General features: G+C 67.4%; 15 protein-coding genes. 12 read left to right on the forward strand and 3 right to left on the reverse strand.

The genetic code is table 11. The annotated features are described in order from the left end of the window. Positions 1-134: 134 nt before the first annotated feature. Positions 135-1,592, forward strand: a complete 1,458-nt coding sequence (gene eccB / locus HCA61_RS00235) for a type VII secretion protein EccB (RefSeq protein WP_169685569.1) — start codon at positions 135-137, stop codon at positions 1,590-1,592. Here eccB and mycP read toward each other — a convergent pair. Further along, entirely contained in the window at positions 1,538-3,001 is a 1,464-nt protein-coding gene (gene mycP / locus HCA61_RS00240; RefSeq protein ID WP_346777455.1) for a type VII secretion-associated serine protease mycosin, read from the reverse strand. The two genes, eccB and mycP, sit on opposite strands and share 55 nt — an antisense overlap. Then, positions 2,998-4,461: a type VII secretion integral membrane protein EccD gene (gene eccD, locus HCA61_RS00245; protein WP_169685573.1), complete on the reverse strand. Its 1,464-nt coding sequence runs from the start codon at positions 4,459-4,461 to the stop codon at positions 2,998-3,000. Before eccD ends, mycP begins: the two co-directional genes overlap by 4 nt. 173 nt (positions 4,462-4,634) lie before the next feature. Between eccD and eccCa the strand changes: the two genes are divergently transcribed. The 9 genes from eccCa (at position 4,635) to HCA61_RS00290 (ending at position 15,420) form a co-directional block, all read left to right on the forward strand. Continuing rightward, positions 4,635-8,636, forward strand: coding sequence for a type VII secretion protein EccCa (eccCa, locus tag HCA61_RS00250; protein ID WP_169685575.1), 4,002 nt, complete (start codon positions 4,635-4,637; stop codon positions 8,634-8,636). Then, positions 8,633-10,057 (forward strand): type VII secretion-associated protein, encoded by a 1,425-nt coding sequence (locus HCA61_RS26715; protein ID WP_169685577.1) that lies wholly within the window; start codon positions 8,633-8,635, stop codon positions 10,055-10,057. Before eccCa ends, HCA61_RS26715 begins: the two co-directional genes overlap by 4 nt. Before the next feature lie 132 nt (positions 10,058-10,189). Next, a complete protein-coding gene (locus tag HCA61_RS00260; RefSeq protein ID WP_169685579.1) occupies positions 10,190-10,543 on the forward strand; it encodes a WXG100 family type VII secretion target in 354 nt (117 codons plus the stop codon). Between the two features lie 70 nt (positions 10,544-10,613). Further along, positions 10,614-10,910, forward strand: a complete 297-nt coding sequence (locus HCA61_RS00265) for a WXG100 family type VII secretion target (protein ID WP_169685581.1) — start codon at positions 10,614-10,616, stop codon at positions 10,908-10,910. Positions 10,911-11,176: 266 nt separating this feature from the next. Next, complete coding sequence (rplM, locus tag HCA61_RS00270) at positions 11,177-11,620, forward strand: 50S ribosomal protein L13 (RefSeq protein ID WP_054714919.1); 444 nt, start codon at positions 11,177-11,179, stop codon at positions 11,618-11,620. Then, positions 11,617-12,135 carry a 30S ribosomal protein S9 gene (gene rpsI, locus HCA61_RS00275; RefSeq protein WP_169685583.1) on the forward strand — a complete coding sequence of 173 codons (519 nt, stop codon included), beginning with the start codon at positions 11,617-11,619 and terminating at the stop codon, positions 12,133-12,135. Before rplM ends, rpsI begins: the two co-directional genes overlap by 4 nt. Before the next feature lie 161 nt (positions 12,136-12,296). Then, positions 12,297-13,634 (forward strand): phosphoglucosamine mutase, encoded by a 1,338-nt coding sequence (gene glmM, locus HCA61_RS00280; protein WP_169685585.1) that lies wholly within the window; start codon positions 12,297-12,299, stop codon positions 13,632-13,634. Positions 13,635-13,744: 110 nt separating this feature from the next. Beyond that, on the forward strand, positions 13,745-14,074 hold the full coding sequence (locus HCA61_RS00285; RefSeq protein WP_169685587.1) for a hypothetical protein: 330 nt from the start codon (positions 13,745-13,747) through the stop codon (positions 14,072-14,074). Then, on the forward strand, positions 14,071-15,420 hold the full coding sequence (locus HCA61_RS00290; protein ID WP_169685589.1) for a hypothetical protein: 1,350 nt from the start codon (positions 14,071-14,073) through the stop codon (positions 15,418-15,420). The genes HCA61_RS00285 and HCA61_RS00290 overlap by 4 nt, the downstream gene beginning before the upstream one ends. An 11-nt stretch (positions 15,421-15,431) precedes the next feature. Here the strand turns inward: HCA61_RS00290 and HCA61_RS00295 are convergent, their stop codons facing one another. Next, positions 15,432-16,280 (reverse strand): dienelactone hydrolase family protein, encoded by an 849-nt coding sequence (locus HCA61_RS00295; RefSeq protein ID WP_169685591.1) that lies wholly within the window; start codon positions 16,278-16,280, stop codon positions 15,432-15,434. A gap of 139 nt (positions 16,281-16,419) precedes the next feature. Between HCA61_RS00295 and glmS the strand changes: the two genes are divergently transcribed. Together glmS and HCA61_RS00305 are read left to right on the forward strand one after the other, a co-directional pair. Continuing rightward, entirely contained in the window at positions 16,420-18,285 is a 1,866-nt protein-coding gene (glmS, locus tag HCA61_RS00300) for a glutamine--fructose-6-phosphate transaminase (isomerizing) (RefSeq protein WP_169685593.1), read from the forward strand. 36 nt (positions 18,286-18,321) lie between these two features. After that, positions 18,322-19,779, forward strand: coding sequence for an NAD(P)H-hydrate dehydratase (locus tag HCA61_RS00305; RefSeq protein WP_169685595.1), 1,458 nt, complete (start codon positions 18,322-18,324; stop codon positions 19,777-19,779). Positions 19,780-19,808: the final 29 nt, after the last annotated feature.

The following is a 19,808-nucleotide window of genomic DNA, read 5'->3' on the forward strand; positions in this document are numbered from 1 at the left end:
CGACCTCGGACACAGTTCGATCCACAGCGCTCCCCCCGACACCGATCGGGCGGCCCTGTGGGTGCGCGCCCGAACTTCCCGATGTGCAACTGTACTGTGTTGCGGCAGTGAGCGTGCCGCACGGGGGAGGACACATGGCATCGCAACCCACCACTCGATGGCAGGTAAGCGGTTACCGATTTCTGATGAGACGGATGGAGCATGCGCTCGTTCGCCGAGACGTGCGCATGGTCCATGACCCCATGCGCTCACAGTCGCGGTCGCTGATGGTGGGGGCGGTGATCGCCTGCCTGGTTCTTGCCGGGTGCGCCGCGTTGGCCCTGTTCCGGCCCCAGGACAAGATCGGCAATGCGGAACTCGTGGTCGGCAGGGATTCCGGTGCGCTCTACGTTGCGATCGACGGAACATTCCATCCCGCGATGAATCTCGCATCCGCGCGGCTTGTGCTCGATGATCCCGTCGAACCGACCGTCGTAGCCGACGAGGAACTGGAGGCCCGTCCCAGAGGGCCGCTCGTCGGCATTCCCGGTGCTCCGTCGTCCCTGGCGTACGTCGGACACGACACACCCTGGACCGTGTGCGACACGGTCGATTCAGGCGGACGGCAGTTCGTCACGACCGCGGTCTCGGCAGGCGTGCCCGAGTATTCCGGTGTCGGTGGCCCGCTCGACGACGACGAAGCGCTCCTCATCACCTCCGAGGGGGAATTCCACCTCGTCTACGGAGACGGCAGAGCCGAGATCGATCCGCAGGACCGCGCACTGACGCGGGTCCTGGGACTCGACCTCGGGTCGGCGAGGCCCGTAGGCGCAGGATTGCTCGCGGCACTCCCGGAACTACCGGAGCTCACCGCGCCGGACATCCCGGATGCGGGGAGCATCCCGCGAGTGCCGATAGGTGGTCTTCGCGTCGGATCTGTTGTCGGACTCGCGGAACCGAACGGTCAGCGCTATTACGTCGTACTGAGCGATGGCGTGCAGGAGGTGTCGAGCGCGACTGCACAGATCATTCATACGTCGGATTCACAGGGCATCGCCGAGATTCCGATCGTTCCGCCCGACACTCTCGCGGACGCGCCGACGGTACAGCACCTCGAGGTCGGCACGTTTCCCACGGTCGTACCCACGATCCTCGGGCCCGCTGACAGGCCCGTCGGGTGTCTGACATGGGAACCGGAAGCGGGACCCGAGGATCAGCGACGATCGGGTCTGGTGCTGTCGGCGGGTGAAGCCCTGCCGATTGCCGAGGACGCGATCCCGGTCGAGCCCGCGCAGGCCGACGGACCGGGACCGAACGTGGATGCCGTCCATATTCCTCCGGGGCGTGGCACATTCGTGCAGACGACGTCGGTCGTCCCCGACAGCGAACGCCGAGGTGCACTGTTCTACGTCGCAGACACCGGTGTCCGTTACGGCGTAGCCGATGCTGCGGCGGCCAGGGCACTCGGGTTGGAGGGAGACCCGGCGCGAGCGCCGTGGCAGATCATCGGCTTGCTCGCCCCCGGGCCCTCGCTCGGGCATGCCGAGGCGTTACTCGCTCACGATGGTGTCGCCCCGGACCCGCGACCTGGACCGATCGGCGCAGGAGAATGAGTGTTGCTCGCATGTCTCCGCCTACGTGCACGTTCCCGGAAGGGCAGTGCGGCGAGCAGCGCGGCGACGAGTAGGACGAGGACCGCGGCACCGCCGCTCCATGCAACGAGTCGTGCAGTCGGGTCGGGAGGTTCCACGTGCGCGGGGCCTGCGATCGCTCTAGGGGCCGCAGGGTGGTCCTGCTCGACCGGTAGTGGTGCGGTGACCGCGGCCAACGGATCGATCACGCCGTGCCCGACCCGCGGGTTCCAGCCTTCCGCAGGTGCGTGGGCGGTCGACTCGATGCGGTCCATCACGGCGCGGGCGTCGAGGTGGGGATGGCGGGCTCGCACCAACGCGACTGTTGCAGAGACCAGTGGTGCGGAGAAACTCGTTCCGGAGAGCGGCACCGGACCCTGGGCGCCGACCTGTGCGTCTATGAGACCGTCGGAGAACGGGTCGAGGGAGACGATGCCGTTTCCGGGCGCTGCGACATCCACCCACGGCCCGGGAACACTCTCGTCGGACGGTGTGCCGTCGGCTTCGACCCAGCCGACCGTGAGCACATAGTCGTCATACCAGGCGGGGGAGGCGATCGTCGTGATCGAATCCCACGGATCTGCCTGCGGGTCGAGCGGATTCGCTGCAGGAGGATTCCCCGCCCGGCACACATCCTTGTTCCCCGCCGCCGCGACCACCACCGCGTCTTCGACGTCGGTGGCGTACTGGACTGCCGCGCCGAGCGGTCCGTCGGCGATCCCGTCGACCGCGAGCGTGCACGCGACCTCCGAGATGTTGATGACGGTGGCGCCGAGGTCTGCAGCATGCCGCACCGCAGACGCCAGGGTGCGCACGTCACCGTAACCGGGAGAGTTCTGCGCGGCCGCTTCGTCGCCGGCGGAGCGGTCGGAATAGTTGCGGCTGGATTGACGGATGGCGATGACCTCGACGTCGGGGGCGCCGCCGGCGAATCCCGACCCCGCGACCGGTTGCGCCGCGATGAGACCGGCGACGAGGGTCCCGTGCGCGTCACAGTCGACCGTGCCGTCGTCGGTAGCCACGTAGTCGCCGCCCGGGGTGAGTCGGGGGAGTCGCGGGTGCGGGTTCACTCCCGTATCGATCACAGCCACGATCTGACCTGCACCGCGCGTCAGCGGCCACACCCGCTCGAAATTCATGATGCGTTGTGCGAGCGGTCGCTGCAGGCTGTCGGCGACAGGCCTGCCCCGGGTGCACATATTGCGCTGTTCGGTCGCCTCCGGGGCCCCGGGTTCGCCCGCGGCGGGCAGCAGTCCGCTGTCGGGGACGGGGGGAGTTGCGGTGGCCGGTCCCGCTGCCGCGATCGTGACGACCAGAGCGGTGACGAGCGAGGCAGCGGTGAGCCGTCGACGATGTGTCGCCCGCCGCGAGAGCGCCGGGAGGTCGCTCACAACCCACGGACCGCGGAGTAGAGGCCGGCAACCCAGCATGCCAGCGGCACGATCGCGGCGATGACGGCGTACTCGGTGAGTTCGCTGATCCGCCGCTGCACCGGTGTGAATGTGCGGCGCGGAACAACGACCCCGAGGACCAGGGCGCCGACGAACAAGACGACAGTGACCCCGAAGAGCACCTGTGGAGCAATGCTTCCGGAAAGCCCGGCACCGACCACCAGGCCGAGGAGGAGGATTGCACCACCGAGGATCATCGGCGCCGCCTGCTCCGACCCGATGTAGGTGCGACCTCGGAACATCAGGATGATCCCCGTCGCGACCGCCAGTGCGACTCCGGGCCAGGAGACACCCGACTCCTGCATCGGCCACGCTGCGCACCACGCACCGGCCGTCGCGAGCACGACCACCGCATAGATCCACCCGGTCAGATGAGCTCGCGCACGCGCGGTTCTCGCTTCGAGCTCCTCGAACGTGGGCGGCGGATTCTCGTCGTCCGGATCTGGAACCACGGGGTCGAGGGAGGTGCCGGGCGCCGGAACCGGGGGAAGGGGAAGGCGGGCGAGGAGCGCGGCGGCGCGGGCGGCGAAGGTCACCAGCAGCAGCGCGGTCACGACGATACCTGCGCCGAGCGCAGGTACCGGCGTGTCGGTCGCAGTCGCGACGATCAGTGCGATCGTCGCAACCGACGAGACCGTCGAGATCGCAGTGAACGTCGAGAGTCCGACCGTCGTGACGTTGACCGTGATCATGCCGACCGCGCCGGTCAGGATCGTGGCCAGCAGCAGGTGGGGGGCGCCGAAATCGCCAGGAACCAGCAGCATCCCGGTGACGAAGGACGCGGGTGCTGCGCAGACCGCCAGCAGCAACCCGATAGACCGGTCGAGGTAGATACGTGCGATGACAGCTGCCGCGGTCACGAGCAGGAGTGCCAGTACGGCAGTGGCGATTCCCGCGACCATTCGCTCGCTTCCGGACGACGGCAACAGGAGCAGCAACCCGCACCCGAGCGTGATCGCGGCCGCTGCGACCGCGGCCCCGACCACCGCCGCGGTGCGATCGGACCAACGACGCAATCGGTCGCGGCCCGCAACCGCCACGCTGTACATCACGTCGTCGAACAGTGGCGGCGACGAGGGCGCGGACGATTCTGCGAGGACGAGCACCTCGCCGTCGCGGATCCCGAGCTCGTCGAGACTCAACGCACCCGCGAGCGGTTCCTGGCCTATCCGGGCGAGAGTCCAGGTTTCCGGCTGGACCCGTTCGGGGGTGCGGTCGAAGTCGTTGTGGGGACGGTGAGCAGCCACCAGATCGACGATTCCGGCCAGCAGGAGGGCAACCGGCACGCCGAGTGGCAGCGCCAGATCGACCTCGGAATGTTTGGTGAGCACTGTGATCCGGCACAATTCCGGTGCCGCTACCGCACCGGGTACGTTCGGGCTCGTCGGTGCAGCCGTCATCGATTGTTCCCCCCGTCGTTCGTGCGCCGACCCGGAGACCGAAGGTGGCGCGGACCTTTCGACGACGCAGACCTTACGACATCGCCGTGGCTGTACTTGTTGCGGTGCGCTACTCTTCCACGACCGTGGGGGGAAGGTCGTTGTCGGCGGCCGGTGTGTACGGGGGATGGGGAATGAGCACGATTCGTTTCGCGCGTCGAGTGCGTCGGGATGCGCCACGCGCACCCGGTGGGGAAGTGAGTCTGCAGGCGCCACCGGATATTCCGAGAGCAACACCGGGCAACTTGCTCATGAAGCTGCTGCCCCTGGTGATGGTTGCGGCGATGATAGGCATGGTCGCGCTCATGTTCGGCTCCGGAATGGCGCGCAGCCCCATGGCTTTGGTCTTCCCGCTGATGATGATGGTGTCGATGATCGGTATGCTCGCCAACAGCGGTCGCGGCGGTGGCGCGAAAACTGCCGAGGCAAACGAGGATCGCAAAGACTACCTGCGCTACCTCGACACCCTGCGGGGCGACGTCGCCGAGACAGGGTCGGCGCAGCGGCGGGCCCTCGAATGGACCCACCCGGACCCGGCGCTGTTGTGGACCCTCGTCGGGACGGTCCGGATGTGGGAACGCCGAACTTCCGACGCGGACTTCTGCCACGTGCGGGTGGGCCTGGGGGGACAGCGACTCGCGACGAAGCTGATCGCTCCCGAGACCGGCCCGGTCGAGGATCTCGAACCGGTTGCCGCGGTGTCGCTGCGCCGCTTCGTTCGCGCGCACTCGGTGGTGCCTGCGCTCCCGACGGCCGTGTCGATGCGTGGATTCGCGTCGGTCGGTATCAGTGGCGACCGTGAGGCCGCACAGCAGTTGGCCCGGGCGATGCTCGCTCAACTGTGCACCTTTCATGCACCCGATGTACTCCAGGTCGCGGTCGTCTGCGGACCGGACACCGCCGCGGAATGGGAGTGGGTCAAGTGGCTCCCTCACGCGCAGCATCCCGAGGCGCGCGACGGGGCAGGCAGCACCCGCATGGTGTTCGGTTCCGTACTCGAACTCGAGACGGTCCTCGGTGTTCACCTGTCGTCGCGCGGACGGTTCGTCCGCAACGCACCCGCCGTCGAAACCGTCCCGCAACTGCTGATCGTCATCGACGGCGGGGTCTCCGGATCCGGTTCCGGCCTCCTCGACGAGGGGCTCGACTCGGTGACACTCCTCGACCTCTCCGGGTTCGCGCCGCGGCTCGCGGCGCATCGTGGGCTGCAGCTGGTCGTGGAGAACGGTCGTCTCGGCGCGAGAACGGGCAGTTCCGTGGAGACCTTTGCCGAGGCCGACGGGATCGGTGCCCCGCAATCGCAGGCCCTGGCACGCCGACTCGCCCCGTATCGGGCCGCTACTCAGTTCGCGACGGACGACGGAGCCGATACCGGCAGCATCGAGAATTGGCAGGACCTACTCGGACTCGGCGACATCGCACGACTCGATCCGCTGCAGGCCTGGGCACCGAGATCCGGTCGCGACAGGCTGCGAGTCCCGATCGGTATCGGTGTGGACGGCGCTCCCGTCGAGATCGACCTGAAGGAGTCTGCGGAGAACGGCATGGGTCCGCATGGCCTGTGCATCGGTGCCACGGGTTCGGGAAAGAGCGAGTTCCTGCGGACTCTCGTGCTCGGCCTCGTCGCAACGCACTCACCGGATGCACTCAACCTCGTCCTCATCGATTTCAAGGGCGGCGCGACTTTCCTCGGGCTCGATCGGAGTCCGCACGTTGCAGCAGTCATCACCAACCTGGCCGACGAGCTCGCGATGGTCGAACGGATGAAAGACGCACTCGAGGGCGAGATGACCCGCAGGCAGGAGCTGTTGCGAGCGGCAGGCAACTTCGCGAATGTCGGTGACTACGAAAGAGCCAGGAGCGCCGGTGCTCCGCTCGCACCGTTGCCGGCGTTGTTCATCGTCGTCGACGAGTTCTCGGAGCTGCTCGCCCAGCAGCCCGAATTCGCCGACCTCTTTGCGGCGATCGGTCGTCTCGGCAGGTCGCTGCACATGCACTTGCTGCTGGCGAGTCAGCGGCTCGACGAAGGAAAATTGCGTGGTCTCGACAGCCACCTGTCCTACCGGATCGGATTGAAGACCTTTTCTGCGAACGAATCCCGCAGCGTTCTCGGTGTTCCGGATGCGTACAGCCTGCCACCCACGCCAGGTGCCGGCTACCTCAAATGCGATTCCGCGGAGATCGTGCGTTTCGATGCAGCCTACGTTTCGGGGCCGTACGAACCCGGCCGACCGGCGCGCAGGAGCCGGACGGCGTCCGCGGGAACTGTCGGCCCGCGGGTGTTCACGGCCCGCGATGTACCTGCCGATCGGGGAGCCCCCCTGCCGGTCCCGCCGGTGAGCGATCCGAACCCGGACACGGAGGCGACCACGACCGACGGCGGCCGCACCGTCCTGGACGTCGTGGTCGGCAGGGTCCGTGGTCACGGCACCCCGGCACACGAGGTGTGGCTTCCGCCGCTGGACGAGTCTCCGAGCCTCGACAGAATCCTGTCGCACTCGTTGCTCACCGGAGATGTGCTGCGCCAGTCCACTTTGCGGACGATGATCGGGATCGTCGACCGGCCCTTCGAGCAGCGTCGGGACCCTTTGGTCGTCGACCTGTCGGGAGCTGCAGGCAACGCCATCGTGGTCGGAGGTCCGCAATCGGGTAAATCGACGTTGCTGCGCACCCTGATCGTCTCGTTGGCCGCTACCCACACAGCTGAGCAGGTCCAGTTCTACTGCCTCGATTTCGGTGGCGGCACTCTGGCCGGGCTCTCCGGCCTCCCACACGTCGGTTCCGTGGCGAATCGTCTTGCCGCGGACCGGGTTCGGCGCACCGTCGCGGAACTCATGGGGCTACTGCGTCGGAGAGAGCAGCAGTTCGGCGATTGGGGGCTCGAATCGATGTCGCAGATGAGACGGTTGCGTGCCGACGGTGCCCCGCATGTCTCCGCAGATCCTTTCGGCGATGTCTTCCTCGTGATCGACGGCTGGCCCAGCATTCGGGAGGACTTCGAGCCACTCGAGCAGAGTGTCGGTGTCCTGGCGTCGCGCGGGTTGTCCTACGGAATCCATGTCGTCATCAGTGCACCGCGGTGGTGGGACGTCCGGCCGGCACTGCGTGACCACCTCGGAACGCGTCTCGAACTCCGTCTCGGCGACCCGGCCGATTCGGAATACGGGCGCAAGAAGGCGGCGCTGGTACCCGAGGGCAGGCCCGGCCGAGGAATCGAGCGGGACGGACTTCACGTACTGGCTGCACTGCCGCGGGTCGACGGCAGTGCAGGTGTCGACGATCTCAGCGAGGGCGTGGCCGCGGCTGTCGCCGCGATCGCTGCGGCAACTCCGGGGGGGCACGCGCCGGCTGTCAGGATGCTGCCGGAGGAGGTCGACCGCGCGGCCGTGCTCGCTGCGCTTCCGGGCGGCTGGCCGATCTCGTCCAACGCACCGGTCGCGCAACGGCTACGCGTGCCGATCGGGATCGACGAGGCGGAGCTCGCTCCGGTGGCCCTCGACTTCGCCGAGAGTCCCCATCTGCTGGTGTTCGGAGATTCCGAGTGCGGGAAGACCACGCTGCTCCACGGGATCTGCCGGAGTCTGATGGAGTCGAACACCGGGGCGCAGGCACGGATCATCATCGGCGACTACCGCCGGACCATGCTCGGGGTGGTCGAAGGCGACCATCTCGGCGGTTACGCGCCGAGCGGGTCCGTGCTGTCGACGATGGCCGTCGAACTCGCCGGGATCTTCGAACGACGGCTTCCGGGCGCCGACACCACCCAGCAGCAGCTGCGCGACCGATCATGGTGGACGGGCCCCGAGGTGTTCGTCATCGTCGACGACTACGACCTGGTTGCGTCATCCGGTCAGAATCCGTTGACGCCGCTTCTCGAGTATCTTCCGCAGGCGAAGGATATCGGTCTGCACCTGATCATCGCGCGGCGCGCGGGCGGTGCGAGTCGAGCGCTGTACGAACCGGTCATCGCCCGGTTGCGGGAACTGTCCACGCCGGGCCTGATCATGTGCGGAAGTCGCGACGAGGGCGCGCTCATCGGCACTGCACGGCCCGGTCCGATGCCGCCCGGACGAGGAATCCTCGTGCGACGCAACGGTAACGAACTCATCCAGACAGCCCGACTGCAACCGTCGTGAGCACGGATGTGCTGGGACTCCACATCGGACCGTCAGGCGTGTGTGCGCGCCGTGGCGAACGAATCCGGTACGTGCCCGCCATCGCCGGGAGGCTGGGCGACGGGTGGGTTTTCGGAGACGCCGCGGCGGCACTCGAGACGACCGACGTGTTTGCGGATGACTCCGTCGAGATGCTCACCGGACTGATGCGCTATGCCGCTGCAGCGGTCGGTGCGGCCCCGAGCACGGGAACTGTCGTCGCGGTGCATCCCACGAAGTGGAGTGCGCGGCGGCGTGACGCGCTGTACACCGCCGTTCGGAACGTGGCCCGCAATGCGGAGTTGATCCCGGCCGCGGTCGCGGCATGCGACGCAGTCGAGGTGGCTCCGGACGAACGATGTGTGACGCTCGAGGTCGAGACGGACGGGGTCACGGCGACCTCGCTCGAACAGGGTGGCGGTGGGCGTGCTGTCATCGACCGTGTTGCGAGGGATCCGGGCCTGGCGGTCGACGAGGTGGATTCCGACGACGGCACCGCATGCCTCAGGTCTCTGATCGAAGCGGTTGCCGGACGAGTCGATCCGGATGTCCTGCTGGTGACGGGCGTTCCGGGTGAGCCTGCGGGTGTCGAATTGTGCGCGCGGTTGGGCGTGCGGATCGGACGCGGGATCCGGGTTGTTCCCGTCGCCGCATCGGAGATGCTTGCACCGCTCACGCAGGTGTCCGAGTCGAGTGATGGGCGGGCCGGGGCCGCAGAGAGCGATGCCGGGACGTCGACGGCGCAGTGGCTGCGGGACGTCCGTGCCCCGATGCCCGAGCCGTCACGTGCCCCGGTATCGGCTTGGGCGCTCGCGGGGGCGCTGCTCGTGGTCATCGTCGTTGCCGCGATGGTGCTCACATCGGGTAGTGAGGGTACCGGCGAGATCGTCGCGGACACCGGTGTTGCCGGCAGTACCGACGTGGCCGAACCTGCCGACAGCCCTTCGGCCACGGCCTCGCCGGATGCGGACGACCCCGAGTTCGCCACGATCGATCTGGGTCCCGTGCGCCTGGACCTCCCATCGTCTTGGCGTGTACGCGATTCCGATGCACAGCAGCCGGGACGGGCCGAGCTGTTGCCGGATTCAGGGCCCGATCGAAGGATTGTGGTCGTGTATTCACATCTGGCGGACGGGATGGATTCGGATGCGGTGGCGATCAGTCTTGCAGCGCGCGCGGCGGCGCGTAGCGATGTGATCCGAGATATCGAGTCGGACACACGCTTCGGTGATCGTCCGGTCATCTCCTACCTCGAGGTGCCCGACGAGTTCTCCACGGTGCGGTGGTCGGTCGTCGTCATGCCCGGTATCCAGATTTCGATCGGCTGCCAGTTCCTCGCCGACGAATGGACCGGAATCAGAAATGAATGCGAACAGGCTGTGCACACAGTGGAGCCGGTGTGAGAAATCTTCGACGTAGTTCGGATCGAGCGGAACCGATCCGGCGCGGGCTGCGTCGAATCAGGTGTAGGGGCGGAGCGGTCGGACCAACGGGGGCCGAGGGAACCGCAACGCCGAACAAAGGAGGGGTACGCGATGAGCGAGGACGGAAGCGGTAGCGGGGGGCAGGTCACTACTGATGTCGTGACCATGGAAGTGGTCGCGAGTCAGCTGCAGGACTCGCGAACCGAACTCGAAGGCACGATCCAGGCGCTTCGTGCGCGAGTCGCGGCGGTCGACGAAGTGTGGCGAAGCAAGGCAGCGAATCAATTCGCGGGAATCATGGAACGCTGGGACCGCAATGGCAGGCAGCTGAACCTGGCACTCGACGAACTGGCAGAGGGCGTTCGAAGCAGTGGCCGGTCCTACGAGGAGGCCGTGCAGGAGCAATCTGCGGCGTTGAATCGCGTCGATCCGGGATCCGGTTCGTCCCTGAGCGGAACTTACTGATCGACCGACGTACGTCGGCAGTCCACTGGACGGCAAGTCCAGGACCACTTCGAACAGACAGGAAACCCACATGCCCGATGGCGAGATCTATCAGAATTTCGGCGGCATAGATGATCTGCACGCGGGACTTTCCACGCTGCAGAAGAACATGAACGACACGCTCGACCGCATTGCGCGCCAGGTGGCCCCGCTGATCGAAACCTGGGGCGGCGACGCCCAGGAAACCTACCGAGGCACACAGGAACGCTGGAATCAGGCGCAACTCGGGCTCAATCAGGTCCTGTTCGAGATCAACTCTGCCGTTGCCGGCGGCAACGACAGGATGCGCGACACCGAGGCGCTGAACAAGGGACGTTTCCCCGGGTGAAATCTGCCCGCCATGCGGGATGGGGGAGACCCCGCTGCGCGATGTCCCGGGGGTGGAGAGGCCGCCGGGACATCGCGTGCTCGGGAAGTGGGAGCTGCCGCGCTTTGACCCTGCAGCCCTCCGGCGGGTATTGTGTGCGATCGGCGTGTCGCACGCTGTCGTAGCCATGTGCGCGGCAAACGTCGTCTCTCGGGTCTCAACTGGCCGCCGAGGTCGACTATGCGCGGCACGCGGGCCAGCAGCGAAACGATAGACGAGGAAGATCTGTGTCTACGTACACACCGAAAGCCGGCGACGTGACCCATCAGTGGCACGTAATCGACGCCACCGACGTGGTGCTCGGCCGCCTCGCGGTGCAGGCGGCAAACCTGCTCCGCGGTAAGCACAAGCCCACCTTTGCTCCGCATGTCGACGGTGGTGACTTCGTCGTCATCATCAACGCCGACAAGGTTGCCATCTCCGGCAACAAGCGCGAAGGCAAGTTCCTCTACAGCCACTCCGGTCACCCGGGTGGTCTCCGCGCTCGTTCCGTGGGCGAGGTTCTCGAGAAGAACCCCGACCGCCTCGTGGAGAAGGCCGTCACCGGCATGCTCCCCAAGAACAAGCTCGGCCGCGCCATCGCGAAGAAGCTGAAGGTCTACGCGGGCCCGAACCACCCCCACGCCGCGCAGCAGCCGGTGCCGTTCGAGATCAAGCAGGTGGCCCAGTGACGGCGCCGGAGGAGCAGAACGTGAATCCCGAAGAGTACGCCGACAACGTCGAGGTTGCCGCGGACGAATACGTCGTCGAGGAGGTTGCCGAGGACTTCGTCGAGGCACCCGTCGCGCCGATCGTGTTCGATCGTCCGATCCAGACCGTCGGTCGCCGTAAGGAGGCAGTCGCTCGCGTCCGCCTCGTGCCCGGCTCCGGCAAGTTCGTGCTCAACGGACGCACCATCGAGGACTACTTCCCGAACAAGGTGCACCAGCAGCTCGTGAAGTCGCCGTTGGTGACCGTCGAGCGCGTCGAGTCGTTCGACATCCACGCGAGCCTGCACGGCGGCGGACCGTCCGGCCAGGCCGGCGCTCTGCGTCTCGCCATCGCGCGTGCGCTGACCGAGGTTACCCCCGAGGATCGCCCGGCGCTCAAGCGCGCAGGCTTCCTCACTCGTGACCCGCGTGCGACCGAGCGTAAGAAGTACGGTCTCAAGAAGGCCCGTAAGGCACCTCAGTACTCCAAGCGCTGATGTGTCGCCGACGCTGACCTCGTCAGCTTCGGCACCTGTTCGACCACGAGAGCAGGCGCCGGTAGAGAACTACTACCGGTGCCTGCTTTCGTGCATTCTGATTCCGGTGACAGCGTCCATGAGTGGCCTGTCTTCCGAAGACTCGACGTGAGGACGTGTGTATGGCCCGGTTGTTCGGCACGGACGGGGTTCGCGGGATGGCGAACGCCGGATTGACGGTGGAATTGGCGATGCGACTCGCAGGAGCGGCGGCGACCGTGCTCGCGCCCGCCCGCGACGGTCGTCGCCGGGTTGCCGTGGTGGGGCGTGATCCGCGTGCGAGTGGCGAGATGCTCGAGGCCGCCGTCACCGCGGGGCTTGCCGCAGCCGGCGTCGACGTCGTGTCGGTCGGTGTGCTGCCCACTCCGGCAGTCGCATATCTCACCGGTGAGTACGCTGCGGACCTCGGTGTGATGATCTCCGCGTCACACAATCCCATGCCGGACAACGGAATCAAGATCTTCGCCGCGGGCGGTCACAAACTCGACGATGCCGCCGAGGACAGGATCGAGGCTGCACTGCACGATGAAACGCCTCCGGCCCGACCGACCGGAGCCGGTGTCGGCAGGATCCGAACCGCCGACGACGCGGCAGATCGTTATCTGGCGCACCTTGCGAGCGCGACGAGCGTGTCGCTCGACGGTGTCACAGTGGTGGTCGACTGCGCACACGGCGCGGCGTCACACGTCGGGCCCGCCGCCTATGCTGCGGCCGGCGCCACGGTGATTGCGATCAGCGCCGAACCGGACGGTCTCAACATCAACGACGGTTGCGGGTCGACGCATCTCGCGTCCTTGCAGAAAGCCGTGATCGAGCACGGTGCCGATCTCGGCCTCGGACACGACGGCGACGCGGATCGTTGCCTCGCGGTCGATGCGTCCGGCGCGGTCGTCGACGGCGACGCCATCATGGCGGTGCTCGCACTGAGCATGCGAGACCGCGACGAACTGCGTGACGACACACTCGTCGCAACCGTCATGAGCAACCTCGGTCTGCACCTGGCGATGCGGGAGTCCGGAATCGAGGTCGTGACAGTCGGCGTCGGCGACCGGTATGTGCTCGAGGAACTCCGCCGTGGCGGATTCTCCCTCGGAGGAGAGCAATCCGGACACATCGTCTTCCCCGCGCACGGCACGACCGGTGACGGCGTTCTGACCGGACTGCGGTTGATGGAACGGATGGCAGTGACCGGAACGTCACTCGCCGATCTGGCCGCGGTGATGCAGTCGCTCCCGCAGGTCCTCGTCAATGTTCCCGTATCGGACAAAGCTGCGGTCGCGGCGAACCGGGCGGTCGCAGATGCCGTTGCCGAAGCCGAACGGGAACTCGGCACTACCGGGCGAGTGCTGTTGCGACCATCCGGCACCGAACAGCTCGTCCGCGTCATGGTCGAGGCGTCGGAGAACACGCACGCACAGGCTGTTGCCGATCGACTGGCGAAAGTCGTTGCCGGCGTCTGAGGGAAATGATCGCCGTACCGCGGCGGTTCTTTTCGTCGAACGGGGAACCGGATCAGCTGCCGCTGCGTCAAACTCTGTGATGGTGTCGACCGACACGTGAAGGAGTGGGCGTGGAGCCACGAGCCGAACTGTATTTCGACGGCACAGCCGTCCGGGCTGTCGTTTCGACGGTGACCAGTTCTGCGATGTCAGCGGACCGGACATGTCGCCGTGCGCTCGGCGCCCTGGAATTCGGGCCGCGACACGCAGGGCAGTCGTATCGATCGCGAGGGGCTGCCCTCGAAGAGGGGTATCGGCGCCTACGGCGAGCGCTCGACGAATGGACCGCGGTGACCAACCGGTCTTCCGATGCCGCGGCGAGAGCCGCGGACGGATACCGCGACCAGGAACAGGCCACCTTCGACGCACTCCGCGGCACCCGGACGGACCTCGCTCCGTGAACTCATCGAGGACAGGTCCGTCCCTGTCGCTCGATGCCGGTGCACGCGGTCTGGATTTCTTCGCCGCCTACCTTCCGCACGCTCACAAGGCCGGCATCGCAGACCGGATCACCGTCGAAGGTTTGCGCGCACGCTACGACGAGCAGATCGGACTCGACATATCGGTACTCGCCGACGACGCAGCCGTGCTGACCCGACTCGCAGGCGACCTGGACAGCCTGGTCACGGAGCAATCGGACGGAGTGCGCGCCTTACGTTCGGCGTGGCGAGGAGATGTCGGCGACCTCGCCCACGACGACCTGCATCGAGCCGTGCAGCGCGGTGCGATGCTGTACGACACGGTAGATGCGCTGGCCAGAACCTGCACGGATGCCGTCGACGGCATCACCCGCGCGGTCGACGAGAAGGCGAACGCCATCGGACCATTCGCGGACATGTCGGTCGCCGGCCGGACCCCCGAGGACATCGGCACGATCATTGCCGGAACGGTCGGCGACGGAGGCCCCACCTTGGAGCAGGTGGCACGGTGGTGCGCGGAGGCAGGCACACCCGCTCCCGAGCCGGCCGGAGTCGCGGCGTGGTGCGAGCACTGGTTGGACGAGGTGTTCGCGCCGACGATGCAGTCGAGGATCGATCGGTTCATCGAGGTGTGCGATATCGCCCACGACACCGTCGACCGCCACCTCGTCGCGATCACCCGTGCCTTCGACCCGCTCGACACACCTGTATCGGCGTCGGAGCCCGCGAGACAGTCGAGACAGTTCGGCGGTGGTCCCTTCGGCACGGTCGATACCGGAGGGCCGGATGACATCCTCGGAGCGGCGACAGACCTCGTGGATGCCGGTCGAGAACTGATCGGTGCCGTTACGGATCTGACCGGTGCAGTAGCAGACCTCGCGACGGCCGCGATGGAGGGAGCAGCCGCTGTCACCGACGCTGCCGCGTCCGCCTTCACCGCCGCTGCCGCGTCCGGGATCGCCAGGCCCTGCGTCGAGGGCTTCGAGCCCCCACCGGACCCGGCCGTGCAGGCAGGGCCGGCAGACCCGGCGGTGCAGGCAGGGCCGGCAGACCCGGCCGTGCAGGCAGAGCCGGCAGACCCGGCCGTGCTCGCGCCGAAGGCGGCCGAGTCCGGCCCGGCTCCACAACCGCCGTCCACACCGCAAGAGCCGCCTTCGTCGCAGGACGCGTCGCCACCCTCCGGGGCCATGGTCGCTCAGGCACCCACCGAAAGCCGAGCTGCCAACCGTCGAACGGGCGTGAATGCGGGTGCCGCGGCAACCGACCCCGCCGACACCGAGTCGCCCCAGGACGACGGAGTCGTGCTCGCCGAGGCAGGACCGTTGTGACGACGCCGGATCTAGCTGCTGAGCAACTTGTTGATGCGGCTACCGAGATCGTCCTCGACCAGAGCGGGATCCGCGATCACGGTGGAACCGGGAATTTCGGTCGTGGGATCGGAGAACGCCGCGTAGGTCTTGTCGTCGGTGAGTAGGTTCAGGAGGTACCCGGTCAGGAGCGCCCGGGTGCGCTCCTGCGTCTTCCGCTCGGCCCCACCGAACCCGAGGGCGCCGAGCAGGCGACGGCCTTCCACGAGCCCCTGGTCGTCGGCCTTGTCGACGACGCGCAATTGCACGTCCTCGCCGCCCCAATTCCGGGCCAGCGATACCGCGTCGCTGTTCATCGTGCCGAAACTCTTCTCTCCGACGAGCACCAACCCGGGTGCTGTGACGCGGGCGGCGGCTTCGGCTGCCGACGGAGAGGTAGGGGCGGGGTAGAGCGCCGCGACAGCGCCCACCCTGCGCTGCGCCGCACCCAGAATCGCTGCACCGGCGCCCATACCGTGCCCGACGAGAGCAAGCCGGTGCGGATGCACGCTAATGCGGCCGGTGCCCAGGCGGACGCCCGTGCAGATGTCGAGGGTGGTCAGCAGATCGGTGGCCAACCCGACGGTGGAAGGGACAGGGCCGCGTTCGGTGCCGGGCGCTGCAGCCACGATCCCCCACGAGGCGAGATGCTCGAGCAGCCCCGAGTACTTGCCGATGCCGGTCAGCCAGCCGTGACCGAACGCCACCGCGGGAAGGTTGAAGCCTTCCGCAGGGGTGTAGACGATGCCGGGGAGACCGGCGAGCGCGAGGTCGCCGCGCAGCACCGTGTGCGGGCCGCGCTTCGAGAGTTGCCGAGCCAGGGATTTCGGGTTCGCCGCCACGGCGAGAACGTTAGCCGATCGTCGTGGCAGACGGGTGCGGTGATCGGGCTGGGCGTGCCGCATCTGCTCCGAGTACCGTGCACAACCTGGTCACCAGCGCATTGTCGATGAGCAGAGCGTGCCAAGTACCCTGCTAACCATGTGCGGAATCGTGGGGTATGTCGGGCACCGCCGTGCCCTCGACGTGGTGGTGGAGGCCCTTCGGCGGATGGAGTACCGAGGCTACGACTCGGCCGGCATCGCCGTTCTCGACGGCGCGGGTGGGCTCGCCGTCGAACGTAAGGCCGGCCGACTCGCGAACCTGGAAGCCGAACTCGCCGAGATCGGTGAGGACCGATTCGACGGCACGGCAGGGATGGGACACACGAGGTGGGCGACGCACGGTCGTCCCACCGACCGCAACGCGCATCCGCATCGCGATGCGAGCGGCCGGATCGCGGTGGTCCACAACGGCATCATCGAGAACTTCGCGCCGCTTCGTGCCGAACTCGAAGCGGCAGGCGTCGAACTGGAATCCGATACCGACACCGAGGTCGCGGTCCACCTGGTCGCCCGCGCGTATGCACACGGGCCTACGGCCGGTGATTTCGTCGAGAGCGCCCGCAGTGTGCTGCGCCGTCTCGAAGGCGCGTTCACGCTCGTGTTCGTGCATGCGGACCATCCGGGAACGATCATCGCGGCCCGCCGCTCGACGCCGCTGGTCGTCGGCGTCGGAGACGGTGAGATGTTCATTGCCTCGGATGTGGCGGCATTCATCGAGTTCACCCGCGACGCCGTCGAGCTGGGCCAGGACCAGGTCGTGGTGATCACGAAGGATTCGTACGAGGTCACCGACTTCGACGGCAATACCGATGTGCCGACGCAGCCGTTCACCATCGACTGGGATCTCGCGGCTGCGGAGAAGGGCGGTCACGACTACTTCATGCTCAAGGAGATCGAGGAGCAGCCCGCCGCGGTTGCCGATACCTTGCGCGGGCATTTCGTCGACGGCCGGATCGTGCTCGACGAGCAGCGGCTGTCGGATCAGGAACTGCGGGACATCGACAAGGTGTTCGTCGTCGCGTGTGGCAGCTCCTATCACTCGGGTCTGGTGGCGAAGTACGCGATCGAGCATTGGACGCGGTTGCCCGTCGAGGTGGAGCTGGCATCGGAGTTCCGGTACCGGGATCCGGTGCTGGACCGGTCGACGCTGGTGGTGGCGATCTCGCAGTCGGGGGAAACCGCCGACACGCTCGAGGCGGTGCGGCACGCGAAGGACCAGAAGGCGCGGGTGCTTGCGGTGTGCAACACCAATGGTGCGCAGATTCCGCGTGAGGCCGATGCGGTGCTGTATACGCGGACCGGTCCGGAGATCGGGGTTGCCTCGACGAAGGCGTTCCTGGCGCAGATGGCGGCGAACCTGTTGGTGGGGTTGGCGTTGGCGCAGGCGCGGGGCACCAAGTATCCCGATGAGGTGGCGCGCGAATATCAGGATCTCGAGGCGATGCCCGCGAAGATCGAGCAGTTGCTGCTCGGGATGGAGCCGGTGCGGGAGTTGGCGCGTGCGTTGGCGGCGTCGCCTGCGGTGCTGTTCCTGGGGCGGCATGTGGGGTATCCAGTGGCGCTCGAGGGTGCGCTCAAGCTCAAAGAGCTGGCGTACATGCATGCGGAGGGTTTCGCCGCAGGGGAGCTCAAGCACGGGCCGATCGCGTTGATCGAGGACGGATTGCCCGTCATCGTCGTCATGCCGTCACCCAAGGGGCGTGCTGTTCTGCACAGCAAGTTGCTCAGCAACATCCGGGAGATCCAGGCCCGTGGTGCGGTGACCGTGGTCATCGCGGAGGAGGGTGACGAGACGGTGCGTCCGTTCGCGGATCATCTCGTGGAGATCCCGGCGTCGCCGTCGTTGTTGCAGCCGTTGTTGTCGACGGTGCCGTTGCAGGTGTTCGCGGCGGAAGTTGCGCAGTCGCGTGGGTACGACGTGGACAAGCCCCGTAATCTCGCCAAGTCCGTCACCGTCGAATAGTCGCGAGAAGCGCAGATCGATCGACCGGGAGTCCCGATGCGCAGCTACCACCCGTGTGAGCAGGTTCGTGCCGCGGAGGCGAAACACCTGGCGGTCCTGCCAGAGGGCACGCTGATGCGCCGAGCCGCGTTCGGGCTCGCGCGGCTGGTGGCCGAGGAACTTCGCGCGCGCACAGGTGCCGTCGCGGGGCGGACGGTGACCTTGCTCGTGGGTTCCGGCGACAACGGCGGCGACGCTCTGTGGGCCGGTGCGTTCCTGCGTCGACGCGGGGTCGCGGTGACCGCACTGTTGCTCGCTCCGGATCGTGCGCATCCTGCAGGACTCGCCGCATTGCGCGCGGCGGGGGGCCGCACGGCAACCGCGACGCCCGAGCATCTCGGCGATCCCGACCTCGTGCTCGACGGTATCGTCGGAATATCCGGCCGTGGTCCGTTGCGCCCGGCAGCGGCAGTCCTCGTCGATGCGATCACCGCACCGATCGTCGCGGTCGACACGCCGAGCGGTGTCGATCCCGACACCGGGGCGATCGACGGCCCGGCGGTTACCGCCGCCCTCACAGTCACGTTCGGTGCACGCAAACCCGTGCACGTCCTTGCCCCGACGCGATGCGGGCGCGTCGAACTGATCGACATCGGTCTCGACCTGCCGCCGTCGGACCTGGTAGCGGCGGACCCCGCCGAGCTGGGCGCGATCTGGCCGGTCCCCGGGGCGGACGACGACAAGTACAGCCAGGGTGTGGTCGGCATCGTGGCAGGCAGCGCACGGTATCCCGGGGCCGCAGTGCTCTGCACGGGCGCAGCGGTGGCTGCAACTTCCGGAATGGTGCGTTACGTCGGTAGCGCGGGAGCGGAGATACTCGCGCATTATCCGGAGGTCGTCGCGGCGCCCACATTCGACGCTGCGGGTCGCGTACAGGCGTGGGTGGTCGGGCCGGGCGGTGGCACGGACGCGCGTGCGGAGAACACGCTGCGCGACGTTCTGTCGACCGATCTACCGGTGGTCGTCGACGCCGACGGCCTGACGATCCTCGCGCGCAACCCGTCACTCGTGCGGGGTCGTGCCGCGCCGACGCTTCTCACTCCGCATGCGGGGGAGTTCGCGCGTCTCACCGGCAACGACCCGCAGTCGGACCGGCTCGGTTCTGCGCGCAGCCTCGCCGCGGACCTCCAGGTGCACGTGCTGCTCAAGGGACGCACCACGCTCATCGCCCGACCCGACGGACACACGTTCGTCAACGATGCGGGTGGATCGTGGGCGTCGACCGCGGGCGCCGGGGATCTGCTGGCCGGAGTCGTAGGAGCGCTGGTGTCGTCGGGCATGCCGATCGACCTTGCTGCCGCTGCGGGCGCTCGCGCGCACTCACTTGCCGCGAATCTCGCAGCGCGTGGTGAGGACGGCGAGAGTGTCGGAACCGCACCGGTATCGGCAAGCACCATCGCCGAACATCTTCGCGCCGCGGTGCGAATTCTGCGGACCCACGCATCCGAATCGTAATCAGACACACCCGGGCTCCCCGAAGGCAC

Origin of the sequence: Rhodococcus sp. HNM0563, assembly GCF_012726195.1 — a bacterium.
GTDB lineage: Bacteria > Actinomycetota > Actinomycetes > Mycobacteriales > Mycobacteriaceae > Rhodococcus.